20 protein-coding genes are annotated in these 14,162 nt (G+C 37.6%); 10 read left to right on the top strand and 10 right to left on the bottom strand.

The features are described from left to right. Window positions 1-3 precede the first annotated feature (3 nt). The 4 genes from G3O09_RS13975 (at window position 4) to G3O09_RS13990 (ending at window position 4,862) form a co-directional block, all read left to right on the top strand. Window positions 4-858 carry an ABC transporter permease gene (locus G3O09_RS13975; RefSeq protein WP_163102104.1) on the top strand — a complete coding sequence of 285 codons (855 nt, stop codon included), beginning with the start codon at window positions 4-6 and terminating at the stop codon, window positions 856-858. Between the two features lie 12 nt (window positions 859-870). Continuing rightward, window positions 871-1,875 carry an ABC transporter ATP-binding protein gene (locus tag G3O09_RS13980; protein ID WP_163102105.1) on the top strand — a complete coding sequence of 335 codons (1,005 nt, stop codon included), beginning with the start codon at window positions 871-873 and terminating at the stop codon, window positions 1,873-1,875. Next, window positions 1,868-2,845, top strand: coding sequence for an ABC transporter ATP-binding protein (locus G3O09_RS13985; protein ID WP_163102106.1), 978 nt, complete (start codon window positions 1,868-1,870; stop codon window positions 2,843-2,845). The genes G3O09_RS13980 and G3O09_RS13985 overlap by 8 nt, the downstream gene beginning before the upstream one ends. A 292-nt stretch (window positions 2,846-3,137) precedes the next feature. After that, complete coding sequence (locus G3O09_RS13990) at window positions 3,138-4,862, top strand: methyl-accepting chemotaxis protein (RefSeq protein ID WP_163102107.1); 1,725 nt, start codon at window positions 3,138-3,140, stop codon at window positions 4,860-4,862. A gap of 40 nt (window positions 4,863-4,902) precedes the next feature. Here G3O09_RS13990 and G3O09_RS13995 read toward each other — a convergent pair whose 3' ends face one another. From G3O09_RS13995 to G3O09_RS14020, 6 genes are all read right to left on the bottom strand, one after another. Further along, window positions 4,903-5,316: a pyridoxamine 5'-phosphate oxidase family protein gene (locus G3O09_RS13995; RefSeq protein ID WP_163102108.1), complete on the bottom strand. Its 414-nt coding sequence runs from the start codon at window positions 5,314-5,316 to the stop codon at window positions 4,903-4,905. Between the two features lie 144 nt (window positions 5,317-5,460). Next, on the bottom strand, window positions 5,461-5,835 hold the full coding sequence (locus G3O09_RS14000; RefSeq protein ID WP_163102109.1) for a hypothetical protein: 375 nt from the start codon (window positions 5,833-5,835) through the stop codon (window positions 5,461-5,463). A gap of 251 nt (window positions 5,836-6,086) precedes the next feature. Beyond that, window positions 6,087-6,812 carry a hypothetical protein gene (locus G3O09_RS14005; protein WP_163102110.1) on the bottom strand — a complete coding sequence of 242 codons (726 nt, stop codon included), beginning with the start codon at window positions 6,810-6,812 and terminating at the stop codon, window positions 6,087-6,089. A 141-nt stretch (window positions 6,813-6,953) separates the two neighbouring features. Next, entirely contained in the window at window positions 6,954-7,340 is a 387-nt protein-coding gene (locus tag G3O09_RS14010; protein WP_163102111.1) for a VOC family protein, read from the bottom strand. 112 nt (window positions 7,341-7,452) lie between these two features. After that, complete coding sequence (locus tag G3O09_RS14015; protein WP_163102112.1) at window positions 7,453-7,887, bottom strand: ferritin-like domain-containing protein; 435 nt, start codon at window positions 7,885-7,887, stop codon at window positions 7,453-7,455. A 47-nt stretch (window positions 7,888-7,934) separates the two neighbouring features. Continuing rightward, window positions 7,935-8,285, bottom strand: coding sequence for a hypothetical protein (locus G3O09_RS14020; protein ID WP_163102113.1), 351 nt, complete (start codon window positions 8,283-8,285; stop codon window positions 7,935-7,937). A 153-nt stretch (window positions 8,286-8,438) separates the two neighbouring features. Here G3O09_RS14020 and G3O09_RS14025 point away from each other — a divergent pair, with 153 nt between their 5' ends. Further along, window positions 8,439-8,810, top strand: a complete 372-nt coding sequence (locus G3O09_RS14025) for a DUF2871 family protein (protein WP_163102114.1) — start codon at window positions 8,439-8,441, stop codon at window positions 8,808-8,810. A gap of 40 nt (window positions 8,811-8,850) precedes the next feature. Here G3O09_RS14025 and G3O09_RS14030 read toward each other — a convergent pair whose 3' ends face one another. Continuing rightward, complete coding sequence (locus tag G3O09_RS14030; protein WP_163102115.1) at window positions 8,851-9,564, bottom strand: nucleotidyltransferase domain-containing protein; 714 nt, start codon at window positions 9,562-9,564, stop codon at window positions 8,851-8,853. 22 nt (window positions 9,565-9,586) lie between these two features. Then, a complete protein-coding gene (locus G3O09_RS14035) occupies window positions 9,587-10,489 on the bottom strand; it encodes an EamA family transporter (RefSeq protein ID WP_163102116.1) in 903 nt (300 codons plus the stop codon). Window positions 10,490-10,707: 218 nt separating this feature from the next. Between G3O09_RS14035 and G3O09_RS14040 the strand changes: the two genes are divergently transcribed. After that, window positions 10,708-11,439: a class I SAM-dependent DNA methyltransferase gene (locus G3O09_RS14040; protein WP_163102117.1), complete on the top strand. Its 732-nt coding sequence runs from the start codon at window positions 10,708-10,710 to the stop codon at window positions 11,437-11,439. 94 nt (window positions 11,440-11,533) lie between these two features. Here G3O09_RS14040 and G3O09_RS14045 read toward each other — a convergent pair whose 3' ends face one another. Further along, window positions 11,534-11,743 (bottom strand): DUF5316 family protein, encoded by a 210-nt coding sequence (locus tag G3O09_RS14045; RefSeq protein WP_163102118.1) that lies wholly within the window; start codon window positions 11,741-11,743, stop codon window positions 11,534-11,536. Window positions 11,744-11,858: 115 nt separating this feature from the next. Between G3O09_RS14045 and G3O09_RS14050 the strand changes: the two genes are divergently transcribed. After that, a complete protein-coding gene (locus G3O09_RS14050; RefSeq protein WP_163102119.1) occupies window positions 11,859-12,284 on the top strand; it encodes a transporter in 426 nt (141 codons plus the stop codon). Between the two features lie 37 nt (window positions 12,285-12,321). Here the strand turns inward: G3O09_RS14050 and G3O09_RS14055 are convergent, their stop codons facing one another. Continuing rightward, on the bottom strand, window positions 12,322-13,125 hold the full coding sequence (locus G3O09_RS14055; RefSeq protein WP_163102120.1) for a glycerophosphodiester phosphodiesterase: 804 nt from the start codon (window positions 13,123-13,125) through the stop codon (window positions 12,322-12,324). A 144-nt stretch (window positions 13,126-13,269) separates the two neighbouring features. Here G3O09_RS14055 and G3O09_RS14060 point away from each other — a divergent pair, with 144 nt between their 5' ends. From G3O09_RS14060 to G3O09_RS14070, 3 genes are all read left to right on the top strand, one after another. Next, on the top strand, window positions 13,270-13,488 hold the full coding sequence (locus G3O09_RS14060; RefSeq protein ID WP_163102121.1) for a DUF1659 domain-containing protein: 219 nt from the start codon (window positions 13,270-13,272) through the stop codon (window positions 13,486-13,488). A 41-nt stretch (window positions 13,489-13,529) separates the two neighbouring features. Continuing rightward, entirely contained in the window at window positions 13,530-13,745 is a 216-nt protein-coding gene (locus G3O09_RS14065) for a DUF2922 domain-containing protein (RefSeq protein ID WP_163102122.1), read from the top strand. Window positions 13,746-13,814: 69 nt separating this feature from the next. Further along, complete coding sequence (locus G3O09_RS14070; RefSeq protein ID WP_163102123.1) at window positions 13,815-13,973, top strand: YvrJ family protein; 159 nt, start codon at window positions 13,815-13,817, stop codon at window positions 13,971-13,973. Window positions 13,974-14,162: the final 189 nt, after the last annotated feature.

The following is a 14,162-nucleotide window of genomic DNA, read 5'->3' on the forward strand; positions in this document are numbered from 1 at the left end:
TCGATGGCTAGAAAAAGAAATCGGAGATTAATAGGTATTAAACAGGAGCTTGTTTCGAATAAAACAGCCTTAGTTTCATTTGTATTTTTAGTGTTTATCATATTGGTATCTTTATTTTCCTTCCTATCTCCTTTTGAACCAGATCAAGTGGATGTCACTAATGTGTTAATGCCACCGAGTAATGAGCATCTCTTTGGAACAGATGAATTAGGACGTGACTATTTGACAAGGGCGCTCTATGGAGGCAGGGTTTCATTGACTGTTGGAATACTTGCCATGTTGATATCAACTTGCATAGGAGTATTGGTGGGTACGATAAGCGGATATTTTGGTGGGAAAATAGATAGCTTGTTAATGAGATTAGTAGATGTTATTTCCTCCATTCCATGGATGATTCTGGTGACGGTTGTCAGTATTTATCTAACACCAGGCTTAAAAGCGATCATACTGGTAATAGGACTTTTCACTTGGATGGGGACAGCGAGACTAGTCCGTGCTGAAACATTGACTGTAAAAGAGAGGGAATATGTATTGTATGCGAAGGTTTCTGGACAATCTACAGTATCCATCATTACTAAGCACATCATTCCTGCAGTATTTCCAACATTCATCGTTGCTTCAACGGTCAGCATAGCGAATGCCATCATGATGGAGTCAGCGTTAAGCTTCTTGGGATTAGGGGTACAGCAGCCAGTCTCATCTTGGGGAAGTATGCTTCAAAATGCACAAGGAAATTTAGGAATTGCACCTTATATGGCCATTCTTCCAGGAATGCTCATTGTATTGACTGTATTTTCATTTAATAAATTAGGCGATGTACTCCGAGCAGGTGTCGAACCTAAAACAAAAAGCAAATAGGGGGTGAGCTAGATGAATGGAACGGTATTATTTAAAGAGCTACTGAGTATAAGAGATTTGCGAACCTCATTTTATGAAGGGAATACAAAAAAAGAAGCAGTCCGTGGAGTCAGCTTTTCGATTGAAAAAGGGGAAGTCCTTGGGATTGTAGGAGAATCGGGCAGCGGTAAAAGCATCATGATGAAATCAATTCTAGGTTTATTGCCTCAAAATGCCAAGGTCGATGAAGGTGAGATTATCCTGAATGGAAAGCACGTCGATGGAATGTCAAAAAAAGACCTGCAAAAAATTAGAGGCAGAGAAATCGCGATGATTTTTCAAGATCCTATGACCGCTTTAAATCCTTTAAAAAAAGTCGGCGATCATATCATTGACTTACTCGTTCGAATAAGGGGCTTAAATAAGAAGCAGGCAAGAATAGAAGCAGTTGAGGTTATTCGTTCTGTTGGCATTCCGTCTCCTGAACAAAGATTGAACCAGTATCCACATGAGTTCAGTGGAGGAATGAGGCAGCGTGTACTTGTTGCGATGGCACTTGCCTGTCAACCTGAATTATTAATTGCAGATGAGCCAACAACTGCTTTAGATGTAACGATTCAAGCTCAAATTCTTCAATTACTAAAATCTCTAAGACAAAACAACGATATGGCAATCGCTCTTATCACTCACGATTTGGGGGTAGTGGCTAGCCTTTGTAGTCGCATCATTGTTATGTACGCAGGCCAAATCATGGAAGAAGGAACTGCGGAGGAAATATTCTATGATTCGAAACATCCCTATACGAAAGCTTTACTAAATTCTATCCCAAAATTGAATGAAGTAGAGAAGCAAAGGTTGAGACCGATAAAAGGTACTGCACCATCGTTGACTGATCAGCCAAAAGGATGTCCATTTGCAAGTCGCTGTGAGTTTTCATTTAATAAATGCTTTTCCGAAGATCCATCCTATCAAGCATTTTCATCCACACAACGTTCTAAATGCTGGATTGCAAATGAGGTAGGTGAGACCAATGAATGAGAATACATTAATTGAAGTGAAAAATGTAAAAAAATATTTTTCGGTCAAGCCCTCCATATTCTCAAGACAAAGGAAGATTGTGAAAGCGGTAGACGACGTAAGTTTCACGATTAATCGTGGAGAGACGTTTGGATTGGTTGGAGAATCCGGTTGCGGAAAATCAACACTAGGAAGAACCATTACAAGGCTTTATGACCCAACTGATGGAAGTATTTTGTTTCGAAACGTAGATATTTCAAGCCTTCATTCAAAGGAAATGCAAGCCTATCGAAAAAAGATGCAAATGATATTCCAAGATCCATACTCATCCCTCAATCCGTATATGAACGTGGAAGAAATCATAGGAGAACCTATGGATATCCATATGAAATTAGGGAAAAAAGAAAAGCTAGATAAGATGATTGAAATACTTGGTAAGGTTGGCTTGAAGAAAGAGGATCTGGAGAAATTCCCGTATGAATTTAGTGGTGGCCAACGACAAAGGATTGGAATTGCCAGGGCACTATCTGTGAATCCGGAATTCATCTTGGCTGATGAAGCCATTTCAGCTTTGGATGTTTCGATTCAAGCACAAGTTATTAATCTATTAGAAGATTTACAGGAAGAAATGGGATTGACCTATTTGTTCGTAGCCCACGACCTATCCATGGTAAAGCATATATCCGATCGGATAGGGGTTATGTATCTTGGAAAAATAGTGGAGGTTTCACCAAGTACTGAACTGTATAAAAAACCTTTACACCCATATACTCAGGCTTTACTATCGGCCATTCCAATTCCAGATCCAAGACTAGCAAAAGAAGCTGTTCATGAACCAATAACTGGAGAATTGCCAAGTCCCCTTGATTTACCAAGTGGCTGTCGTTTTAGAACTAGATGTCCATTTGCCACTGCAACATGTGCTGAAGTAGAACCAGAACTAAAAAAAGTAGCAAAAGATCAATATGTCGCTTGCCATCTATATGAATAAAGTAAAGTCTCAAAAGAATATTCTTTTGAGACTTTTTTGTAACAAAGGAATCGATTTTGATGACGAAAGGGATACCGGGAAAATTCATAAAAATTGAATTTACATCTATAAGAATAGTAATCTGAAAAATAATATACAATAGCAGAGGCTTTGATCTTCCCTATTTAAGGCCTCTACTTTTTTATTCTATAATAGTTGATATAGTCCTTATTTATCATTGTAAGAAGGAATAGTTTCCATTAAAATAGGTCTATATTTACAGAAATAGTTTGTCATCCAGGGGGATTGCACTATGAGGAAATTTTTAAAAGTAGGACCTAAGCTTGCAGGTTCATTCGCTATTATAATGGTGATAATGCTATTGATGGGACTTATTGGATTGTTCAACATGAACAAAATGAACAAAAAGTCCGAAGAGATGACGGAAGAATGGCTTCCAAGAGTAGAAGAAATCAATAATATCAACTATTTGACTGAACATATGGTAGCTCTTGAATTGAAATACATAACAGAATCAGATGTAAATAAAAAAACGCGTCTAGATAGTGATATTCGTATTACATCAGCATTGATGAATCGAGCTTTGAAAAAATATAGTGATTCTACCACTTCAAAAAGTGAACAAAATTCGATTGCAGACTTAACTAAGGCTTGGCATGATTATTTGAAATTCCATCAGGATTTCCTTACGATAGCATTGACTAGGGACTTATTGGCTCCTGAGAATCGATCGGAGCTATCCAAGCAATATACAAAATCTGAAGCTATCTTCAATGAAATGGATGAACAAATCCAGGAACTTATTATTATCAACAAAAAGGGTGCTCTAAAAGCGGCTAAAGATAGTAAGCAGTTATATGAAGCCACTAGATTGAACACAATCATCATGCTATCGGTGGCGACATTGCTTGGAATAATTTTAGCAACGTATTTAACTAGGAATATTCGTCGTCCGTTACAAGAGTTGAATAAAAATGTTCGTATCGTAGCAGAGGGTGATTTTACGATTGATCCGATTGAAGTGAAAAATAGGGATGAAATTGGGGAGTTGGCTGAATCATTTAACACGATGGGGTTTAATTTAGCACGCTTGATTCGTGAAGTTAGCTTAACGTCGGAACAAGTCGCCGCTTCAGCTGAACAATTGATGGCAAGTTCTGAGCAGACAAGTTTAGCTACCCAACATATCGCCTCTACGATACAGGAGGTCGCATCTACAACAGATATGCAGTTGCAAAGTGTCGAGGAGAGTTCCAAGGCTGTAACTTCATTATCTGATGAGGTATTCCAAGTGGCCCAAAGTGCGCAAACTGTATCAGAAATATCTGAAAATGCTTCTGGACTTGCAAAAGAAGGGGAATTGTCCATCAAACAAGCGGTTACCCAAATGAATTCCATTTATAAAACAATCGATGATCTTGCAGCAGTGATTCAAAATTTAGGAAAACACTCCCAAGAGATTGGACAAATCAGTGATGTCATTACAGGGATCGCGGATCAAACGAATCTTTTAGCCCTTAACGCAGCAATTGAAGCAGCACGTGCAGGAGAGCAAGGCAGGGGATTTGCGGTGGTAGCAGATGAAGTCCGAAAACTAGCAGAACAATCCTCATTATCCGCTCAAAAAATAGGAGCCTTGATAAAAACGATACAAGTAGAATCTCAAAATGCAGAAAGTGCTATGAGAATAGGTACAGAAGAAGTTAATGAAGGAATACAGGTAGTCAACAAAACCGGTAACACCTTTAACGATATTATCAAAGCTGTCGAGCAAGTTACTGAACGGATCCAGGGAGTATCAGAGGCATCCCAGCACATGTCAACAGGTGCAGCGGAAGTGGATGCATCCATTAAAGAAATCGCTGGTACCGTTGCCAACACCGCATCAGGTACAGAAGCTGTTTCAGCTTCAACTGAAGAACAACTTGCATCCATGGAAGAAATATCAGCTTCGGCATCGTCATTGTCTCAAATGGCAGAAAACATGCAAGACTTAATCAAAAAGTTTAAGGTTTAACCCTAAACATCCGACAGGAACAATACCTGTCGGATGTTTTTTAAAACCGTAATTCTTCTGGGTCTCCTCCAATATTCATCAATCGAATATATTCAGGTTGGATTTCAAGGATCATTAAATTTGGATCATCTTTTCCTTCAAACCATTTTTCCAATTCCCCACCCCAAATTTTGTCTATGATATCTTTGGAATCAGTAAGCTTGGCTTTCCCTTCATATTCAATATAAGAATCACTAAGTCCTTCTCCGGTATAACCTAACAAAATATGGACGTAAGAATTCTTTTCAAGTTCTTCGATTTTATGAGTCTTCTTGCTCGTTGCTGTGTATAATGTCAATCCATCATGAAAAAACGTCATATACCGTGAGTGTGGTTTATTGTTCTGGATTGTTGCTAAAGTTCCAACTTTATTTCCTTCTAGAATTTTCAATACTCTTTCATTTGTATTTGTCATTCAAAGGCCTCCTCTATAATTTTACATATCCTTACTTTTCCTTTAATTTATAAAAGTAAACCTCTCATTTTGTAATTTATAGGGGATGGAGCAAACCCAAGAAAATATAAAAACCAATCCAAAAGCTGGATTGGTCAGGATTTCTTAATATTCTTCATCTTCTTCATCATCTTCCGGTTCAACCGCATATACAATCAAGAATTCATGCTCTTCTTCTTCTAATTTGTTCAATTCATTTTCATTTCCGCGTTGAAGGGCATCGTGTACTTTTTTGCAAATATAATGGACAGTTCCATCAACCTTCGCAAGTTCAACCGTTTCCTTGTCATCGAATTGAAGGACAAGTGGATTGTTACAAACTCCACAACTGCCAATGTCATAATGTCCGAATCCGGTTTTCACTCCTTCAATGAAACATGAGGAACAATATGATTTCACACCAGCCTCATCTTTAAATTCATCTGTTAAAATTAATTCATTATTATCAAAAGTGTTATTACATTTTGCACAAACAGCCATAAAAATCACCTCGTTTTAAATCGTACAACTAGAATACCACAATTGAGTGCCAATCAAGAAATGATAGGTATGTAGATTTTTTGATATTTTGATTTGTTCGGTAAGAAAGGATCGTAAGGTTGTTGAACGATCCTCTTGAATGTCGAATCCATAGCATGATCAGTGCAATGACCATCAATCAAAATAAAACCGCAACGATTCCACAGATTACATGAAAAACCCTGAATCGCCAAGCGCTTCAGGGTCTGAGATTATTTTTTGTTTTGAATACTTTCTAGCATAGCCCAGATATTTGGCCCCAAACCTTCCGCTGCTTCTTTTGAAGGGAGGAATATAGTCAATACATATGGGTGTCCATTAAATTTCTTTCCTACATAAATAACTGATGTTGGTACATCTTTATCTTCTTTAGTTGTAATGTAAAATTCTGCGTCATGGAAAGACTTTAGGTATAGTTTGGTAGGGTCTTCTTCAATAGCTTTCTCCTTATAGGAGTCAAGCAGGTTTTTCTTCACTTCATTCAAGTCCGAATCGGATGATAGTTTCTCAATTCTAGCAAAGAATGATTCATCATAAGTAGATGAAAGAATATCCTTGTTTGGTTCTTCCGCTTCTAGCTTAAACTTCTCCAAAACATAAATATAGTATCCAAGCTCACTTTCCTGTAAGGTGGCTGGTCGTTTTTCTACCTGACCCTCAACGTGCACATCAAGCTCTTTTTTCGTTGGTAAAGTAGTCTCTGAACCAGAGTCAGTGCTACCCTCTGCATCTGAACCTTCACCAGTTTCTCCATTAGTGCTGTCATCAGTATTGTTGTCTTCGGTAGTGCTTTCGTCATCGGTTGTATTCGAACCTGCTGGCTCCGTAGTTACCGTTTCATCTGAAGCTGCTTCTTTTTTAGTTTCTTCTGTTGAGCCGCAAGCAGTCAACATTAAAATTGCCAATATACTAATAGACCATTTATATAAATCTTTCATTTTCAGTAACACTCCTTAAAGGTATTCTTTCTTTTTTCCGGAAAAAGAAGATGGTATTTGCATTCAAGAGGTTAGACGGACCGTTACTTGGAATTGTTTCTTTTTTTCATAATATTTTTCTTGAAAACAAAAAATAGGAAATTAGGAAGGTGCAACAATTTCAACTTTCATTCGATCTGGGTCTTCAAAATACACCGCATAGTGGGAAGGGCCACCAGCATATGGATGCTTGTCTGTATATAGAATGGTAATGTTTTGTTGTTTTAATTTTTCTGTAAATATATCTACCTCCTCGCGGCTTTTTGCCCAAAAGGCAAGGTGGTTTAAACCGGGTCTGCATCTATGATAGGGAATATCCAAAAATCGATTCTCTGCTTGTACAAAAACGAGATAGGTACCCTCCATTTTATAGCTAAAGCCTTGGTCCCAATCTTGATATAAACTGTATCCTAATTCTTCTAGCAGCCATCCCCAGAATCTTCTTGAATCAGAGAGTGATCGTACATAGAGCTCTACATGATGAAGCATAATACCCCTCCTTAATTTGTTATATACCCATATTACCATGAAAAATTCGTCTTATTGATAGAAGTATTAGTATCAAAAATATAAGGACCCGAAATCTTCCAGGTCCTTGGTTTCAATGCAATAATGAATTAAGTGTCGTTAAGTGCCTATAATCACGGTCTATAATCTCCTGAACCATCCTGTTGCTTTCAGGATCCAAATCACCTAGTGCCATTTTCTCTGACAAGCTGATTCCATAGTATCCCTCACCAACTATCGCTTTTTTAATTAAGTCATTTCGATTTGAAGGAGTGATGAATTTATTGATGAAATCGGAGACTGTGCCTACGATTCCTTCATCGGTAACAGGAGTCCCACCAAGATTCTGTATGCGCTCCGCAACCCTCATCGTATGAAATTTATGTTCTTGTTGAATCTTTTGGAATGCTCTTTTTAAATCATGTTCGTCTGTATTTTGGATGAAGTGTTCATAGGCATGTATCCCCATATATTGACCTTTTAAAAAGCCATTCAGCTCATCAATGATAGTTTGATTTTCATTTTGCATAACCAACACTTCCTTTTTTCTAATTATTATCTTTTCCTTTTTGGAAGTTATCCAAGTTGTTCAATGGATGCATCTTCAATTTCAATAACTTCCTGGAAGTATTGGCGGATTTGTTCCCATCTCTCAGGGTAGAGTTGTTTAAAAGAAGCGGTTGCATTGGATGAGTAGGTAATCAGATAATCATAGGTTTGGTCTTTTTTATGAAGGTCATGATGTAGGGCATGAAGAAGGGTATAATGGCTATGAATCTGGTACGGATTGATAGTGACCTGTTCGATTCCAAATACATCTATATATTTCTGAATCGAGTTTAACTGGATTTGGACACTTTTATCACCTAATTCACCATCGATATTCAATTTTCCGTTAATATAAGTAATCCCATTCATTTTTCTCACCTCAACCTCCATTGTTGACGGAGTAAGGCTTGAATATACCGTAATGTAAATCGCGATATATGATTATTGTCGCTAATTCTTTTTTACTATTACCTTGGTCTTTATTCGTGTTCACCTATATATACTTGAAATAAGCAAAAAGGAGGTGGGAAAATGGGTGTCAAGTTAATCAAAATATCATGTTTGTATTTTGTGATTGGTGTTTCGCTTGGATATTATATGTCTATTGCACATAACTATGAATTAGCGGGAGTGCATGTCCATATAAATTTGCTAGGATGGACGGCACTAACATTAGCAGGACTCATTTATCATACGTTCCCTAACCTTGCAAAAAGTAAATTAGCTAAGTGGCATTTCTGGCTTCACAATATTGGTTTACCTATTATGATGGTAGCGCTTGCTTCATTAATCCTTACAGGGAATTCAGCATTGACAGCGGCCATTGCTATAGGAGCTACCCTTACCGTTTTGGGTATTTATGTATTCGCTTACAATGTATGGTCGAATTTAAAAGGGGAGTAAAAAAACGAAAGGAGATGCATGTGCATCTCCTTTTGTGCATTTAATTATTTTTACCTGATGTGAACCCATGAAATAATCTTCCACCGTGAGGTTGTAAAACTTTATCAACTAATTCGATGATTAGTTGTTTATTTCCTGTTCGATAAAATACATCAAAGGTTTCTACGAAAACACCGGCAAAATCTGGATCGAATTGCTTCAAAGCACGGTATATCCATTTTGAGGATCCAATCCATTGCTTATTCGATCTTAACACAAATTCTTGTAAGAGTTCAGCGAGGGTGTTCGCTATAAAAATCTCTTCTTCTCTTTTATTACTCCCAATTAAATCGTCCAGGGTATCGGTAATGAAATACCTTTTTACTCGAATGGTTTCTTCAGACCAAACTTCAGGTCCTTCATTTAACAATTGAGTTGCTTCATTTTTAATGACTTCCAGAATACCTTCATCTTTTAAAATTATACCTTCTGAAATCATTTTCTGCTTACTAGGTCTAGCTCTTTTATAATCACTTTCAAAAAATACTTTGTAAGAATGTAGATTATGGACGAAGACTTCGATTGGCCAACCAAATTCTATCAAAGCCTCTCTGTATGAAGAGGCTATACTCTTATCAAAAATAATGATATCAAGGTCTGACGTAACAGTCGCTTCTCCTCTTACAACACTTCCGGCTAGCAATGCTCCTTGACAATTAGGGAAATATTTATTGATAAATGCGAGTGCGGCATCCTTCGGCTCCAATTTGATCATATTATCACTCCTAATCCGTAATTTAAGCAGAAACCTGTTTTGGATGTTTTCGTGTAGAAGAGAAACGGAACTGTGGAATGACGATGCCGATTACAATCAAACCAATACCAAACCATTGCAGTGCTGAAACATGCTCATGTAAAAATATCATCGCACAAATGATGGATGCAGGTAGCTCTGCTGATCCAATGATGGATGCATGGCTTGCCTCCACTTTAGGTGCTGCTATAGCAAACAAAGCTACTGGGAAGACTACACCAAAAAGTCCAGTTAAAAAGGAGTATTTCCATAGGCTTGTTTCAAAAAGGGTACCGTCGTATATAAATGCGGGACTAAAAGCAAGGAGGACTAAAATGGTTCCTCCCATAGTCAAGAAAACACTACGTTCTAAACTAGGAATTCTTTTAGCGACTTTTCCGCCTGCAAATAGATACAAAGAAAAACAGACTGCTGATAATAAACCATATATAAGACCGTCAATAGATACATCGCTTATATCTTCTGTGAATAATTGTCCTGCAAATCCTGTTCCTATCAACAAGAAGAGGATCGCAACGACTTTTTCGATCGAAGGGAGCTTTTTTTCTGAAATGGATTCAAGTAAAATCCCAATCCATGAAAATTGGAAAAGCAAAATGATGGATAATGATGCTGAATTTCTTTCCAAACTGAGTGCATACAGGATACCAGTCATGCTTAAAAAAGTTCCCACAAGCATGAGCATACCTAACTCTTTTTTTGTAGGCTTGATTCTCTTGAAAAATGGCAACATGAGTAGGAGCATGATCAGACCAAATAAATATTGATTTCCTGTCACATGTTGAATAGAGAAACCTTCATCTAATGCAAGTTTAACCATGGAAGCATGGACTCCATAGCTCGAGGCACCAAGAAGTAATAAAAATGGGAAAAGCATCTTTTTCATATGTAGGACTCCTTATGTGAATATGCTTCTTTCATTATAGTATAAGACTGTTTCGGATAGCGAAAAAAGTTTGTAAGTCCTAGGATTAAGTTCAGACACCCTTCTTAACAAAATAATCTGAAATTAGATGAAAAAAATTCCAGAATACTGTATAGTACATTTGGGTCAACGTCTTAGGAAGTTCATTTGTCTGGAACAGTGTAATAAGGGGAGATTTTATGGAATATAAAGGATCATCTGTTTATGATAATGAAGAATTTTTCGAAAGTTATTTGGCAAGAAGAAACAGAGAGGAAAGTCCAAATAATATCATTGAGAAGCCTGTTTTATTAGAGCTAATTGGAGATGTGAAAGGGAAAAAGGTGCTTGATTTAGGATGCGGGGAAGCAAGGTTTGGCTTAGAACTATTCGACCTTGGCTGTTCATATTATGAAGGGGTAGAAGGCTCAGATAAGATGGTTGGCAATGCCTTAAAGGTGCTAGAGGGGACACCAAGCAAAATATATCATTCTACCATGGAAACTTGGGTTTATCCAGTTAATCAATATGATCTTGTCGTATCAAGAATGGCACTTCATTATTTAGAGGACTTATCCCCAGTATTTAATCAGGTTTTTAAATCATTAGGTAAGAGCGGCCATTTCATATTTAGCGTTCAACACCCACTCTTAACTTCTTCGTTAGAGAAAGCTACTGATTCGTCAAAAAGAACCAACTGGATAGTTGACGATTACTTCAATTCTGGTGAACGGATAGAACCGTGGATTGATAAAGAAGTTGTTAAATACCATAGAACCATTGAAGACTACTACCGATTATTAAAAAATGCAGGGTTCCAGATAGAAGACCTTAGAGAATGCAGCCCAATTAAAACGCATTTCAAAAGTGAAGATGAATATTTAAGACGCAAAAGAATTCCTTTATTCCTTATTTTCTCATGTAGTAAATAAATCTGTTTGACTTTATAAACAACCGTTAGTAAACTATCGGTTGTTTTTTGCGTTTTTAAGTGAGTTCATTATATATACTAATTATTTAGCTTTTCTATTTTGTAATTAAATAAATGATTCCCTCAATTCCAAAGGAAAGAACGGCGATCCCTCCGCTCCATAAGCCGACTCTTGTCCGAAAATCACGATCATGTTCCGTTTCTGAATTGAAATTGGCACGCTGTTGATCACCCGATGTCCATGCTCCTAAAAAAATAGCTGAAACAACCAAGGCCAATCCTCCTATTGATAATGCATACACCATCCAATTCCTCCTCCCTTAACCCTTAATACGGTTAGGAAAGGGTAAAAGTTTCATTTCACCAAAATTGGGTTTGTGTCATACACATAAAGAGAACATTTGAAGTGAGGTGTATAAAATGCAAGATGATCGACAGATGTTTCCGCCATTTGGAGGAGGGGGTTTCCCATCACAGCCACCATTTGGAGGAGGAGGTTTTCCATCACAGCCACCATTTGGAGGGGGAGGATTCCCGTCTCAACCACCATTCGGAGGGGGAGGGCAAGGGCAAGGTCAAGCACCCCAAGGGCCGCCACCATCGTTCGTTCCAAGCCAAAGTACTGCCATGTCAGGGCCAAGTGCCTTTGCAGTCGATCCTGGGGCAATGAGGCGTTGCCTTTTCCGATTTACGTATGTCTGGCTAAATAACGGAAGCTCATTCTGGTTTTACCCAACCTTTATTGGCAGGAATTCCGTTGCAGGATTTCGTTGGAGAAGAAGGCAAAACAGATGGGTATACTTCGGAATTGATACTAGGCAAATTAGTAGCTTTCAGTGTTTCTGAAACAAAACAAGGAACCCACAAAGCAGGGTTCCTTGTTTTACTTATACCACTCAGGATAGTCTGTAGCGATTCCATCAACATTCATTTTTTGAATGATTTCCTTTATCCTTTTGGATCGCACTGTCCAAACAAAACATTTCATACCGTGTTTATGGATAATCTTAATGAATCCTGGGGTAACGACTGTATATTTTGGATTAAGGTAAGAAATGTGGGTACTGAAATGTTCTACTTCCTTTAAACTTAGCTGTTTTCTAATCAATAACCCTAATTGGATGTTGGACATCATTTTATTGAAATCTCTTAAAAAAGCATCATCGAAGGATTGTACTATTAAAGGGTGATTTCCTTCCTTTGTTTCTAAAAAATTCTGTAAGGTTGTCCTCAATTTCGTTCCTATTCCAGGTTGATCCTGTGGATATTTTACCTCAATTAAAAAACCTATTTTTCCATTGTATCTCTCTAAAACTTCTTGTAAGACAGGTATTTTTTCTTCGGAAAATTTTGCATCAAACCATGCCCCAGCATCTAGTTGCAAGAGTTCATCCCGGGTATAATCAGCAACATTCCCCTGTCCATTCGTTGTGCGATCCAGTAAACGATCGTGTATGACCATTAATTCTCCATCCTTTGAAAGCTGAATGTCGAGCTCTATCATTTCCGCTCCTGCTTCAACAGCTTGATCGAAAGCTGAATAAGTGTTTTCCGGACAAGCCCCACTTGAACCACGATGGGCAATCACTATAGGTGAATTAATTAATGGAACATTTTTATCGGTCCTCTTTTTTGCAAATATATAGAGGACTAGTAATGCAGCTAGTCCAATCAAAAACCAATCCATATAAATTCCATTCCTTCCTTACCATTCTATTTTAACCTTATCTACTGCCTTTTTACCTCTCTATGAAAAAAAGAAACAAATTTTTTCTCTCACGCCCCTTTTTGCCCTTGAAAGTATATAACAAGTGCGAAGGAGGTGATACAAATGGCAACGAAAACAATCGTTTCAAATTCACTACGATTAACGTTTGACGGCGGAGTGGACGGAAAAGGAAATCAAATCTTCAAGAGAAAAAGCTTTTCGAACATTGACGTAACAGCAACACCTGACCAGCTTTATGCAACAGGAAATGCAATAGCTTTACTTCAAGAGTATCCGTTGTTATCCATCGATAGCCAGGAATTACATCAATTAATGGTGTAAGAGGAAAGGCTTATATTCTAGTAGAAAGGAGGAGATATTGAATGGCTAAAACACTAGAATTATTGTTTGTTTCTGAACAAGGTAAAAACCTAACCATTTCTATCGATAACCCGAAGGAACCGATTGATGTTGAAACTGTAAAAAGTTCCATGGATACCATCATCGCACAGCAAGTCTTTACATCGGCAGTAGGTAAACCAGCCTCGAAAAAAGGGGTAAGGGTTGTAGAACGAAATGTGAATGATCTAGAAATGTAATTTGTCAAAAGGTGGTCCAAGTTGTATGACTTGGATCACCTTTTTTAAAAAAGAAAGGAGGGGAAGGGGATGGAGCAGTTATTTCCGTTCATCAGCGAGGTGGGATTTCCTATCGTAGTGACACTTTATTTGCTTCATAGAATTGAAGGAAAGTTAAATGTCCTCATTGAAACGATGCAAATCTTGCCAAGTAAAATGAAAGAAGAACTCTCTAGTCGGGATTCTTGATCGTCCTTTAGTGCTGGTTGAATAAATAATTTTTAATCGGTACCAAAAACTTCTTTTTATCAAAGAACATAATCTTATAACACCAATATTCAATCATTATCGACCAATCGAAGTAATTTAACGAAAAATCATCCCCCGATGGCAACTCGCTATTGGGGTTTATGGTTAATGGAATGTTAAATTTAAAAA

The sequence above is a fragment of the Peribacillus alkalitolerans genome (genome assembly GCF_010882125.1).
Lineage (GTDB): Bacteria > Bacillota > Bacilli > Bacillales > DSM-1321 > Bacillus_BN > Bacillus_BN alkalitolerans.

Coding starts and splice junctions, on each gene's coding strand:
- G3O09_RS14045 (WP_163102118.1), bottom strand. CDS start 11,743: ATGGTGTATGCATTATCAATAGGAGGATTGGCCTTGGTTGTTTCAGCT.
- G3O09_RS13985 (WP_163102106.1), top strand. CDS start 1,868: ATGAATGAGAATACATTAATTGAAGTGAAAAATGTAAAAAAATATTTT.
- G3O09_RS14025 (WP_163102114.1), top strand. CDS start 8,439: ATGGGTGTCAAGTTAATCAAAATATCATGTTTGTATTTTGTGATTGGT.
- G3O09_RS14060 (WP_163102121.1), top strand. CDS start 13,270: ATGGCAACGAAAACAATCGTTTCAAATTCACTACGATTAACGTTTGAC.
- G3O09_RS13975 (WP_163102104.1), top strand. CDS start 4: ATGGCTAGAAAAAGAAATCGGAGATTAATAGGTATTAAACAGGAGCTT.
- G3O09_RS14030 (WP_163102115.1), bottom strand. CDS start 9,564: ATGATCAAATTGGAGCCGAAGGATGCCGCACTCGCATTTATCAATAAA.
- G3O09_RS14055 (WP_163102120.1), bottom strand. CDS start 13,125: ATGGATTGGTTTTTGATTGGACTAGCTGCATTACTAGTCCTCTATATA.
- G3O09_RS14035 (WP_163102116.1), bottom strand. CDS start 10,489: ATGAAAAAGATGCTTTTCCCATTTTTATTACTTCTTGGTGCCTCGAGC.
- G3O09_RS14000 (WP_163102109.1), bottom strand. CDS start 5,835: ATGGCTGTTTGTGCAAAATGTAATAACACTTTTGATAATAATGAATTA.
- G3O09_RS14015 (WP_163102112.1), bottom strand. CDS start 7,887: ATGCAAAATGAAAATCAAACTATCATTGATGAGCTGAATGGCTTTTTA.
- G3O09_RS13995 (WP_163102108.1), bottom strand. CDS start 5,316: ATGACAAATACAAATGAAAGAGTATTGAAAATTCTAGAAGGAAATAAA.
- G3O09_RS14070 (WP_163102123.1), top strand. CDS start 13,815: ATGGAGCAGTTATTTCCGTTCATCAGCGAGGTGGGATTTCCTATCGTA.
- G3O09_RS13980 (WP_163102105.1), top strand. CDS start 871: ATGAATGGAACGGTATTATTTAAAGAGCTACTGAGTATAAGAGATTTG.
- G3O09_RS14005 (WP_163102110.1), bottom strand. CDS start 6,812: ATGAAAGATTTATATAAATGGTCTATTAGTATATTGGCAATTTTAATG.
- G3O09_RS14040 (WP_163102117.1), top strand. CDS start 10,708: ATGGAATATAAAGGATCATCTGTTTATGATAATGAAGAATTTTTCGAA.
- G3O09_RS13990 (WP_163102107.1), top strand. CDS start 3,138: ATGAGGAAATTTTTAAAAGTAGGACCTAAGCTTGCAGGTTCATTCGCT.
- G3O09_RS14065 (WP_163102122.1), top strand. CDS start 13,530: ATGGCTAAAACACTAGAATTATTGTTTGTTTCTGAACAAGGTAAAAAC.
- G3O09_RS14010 (WP_163102111.1), bottom strand. CDS start 7,340: ATGCTTCATCATGTAGAGCTCTATGTACGATCACTCTCTGATTCAAGA.
- G3O09_RS14050 (WP_163102119.1), top strand. CDS start 11,859: ATGCAAGATGATCGACAGATGTTTCCGCCATTTGGAGGAGGGGGTTTC.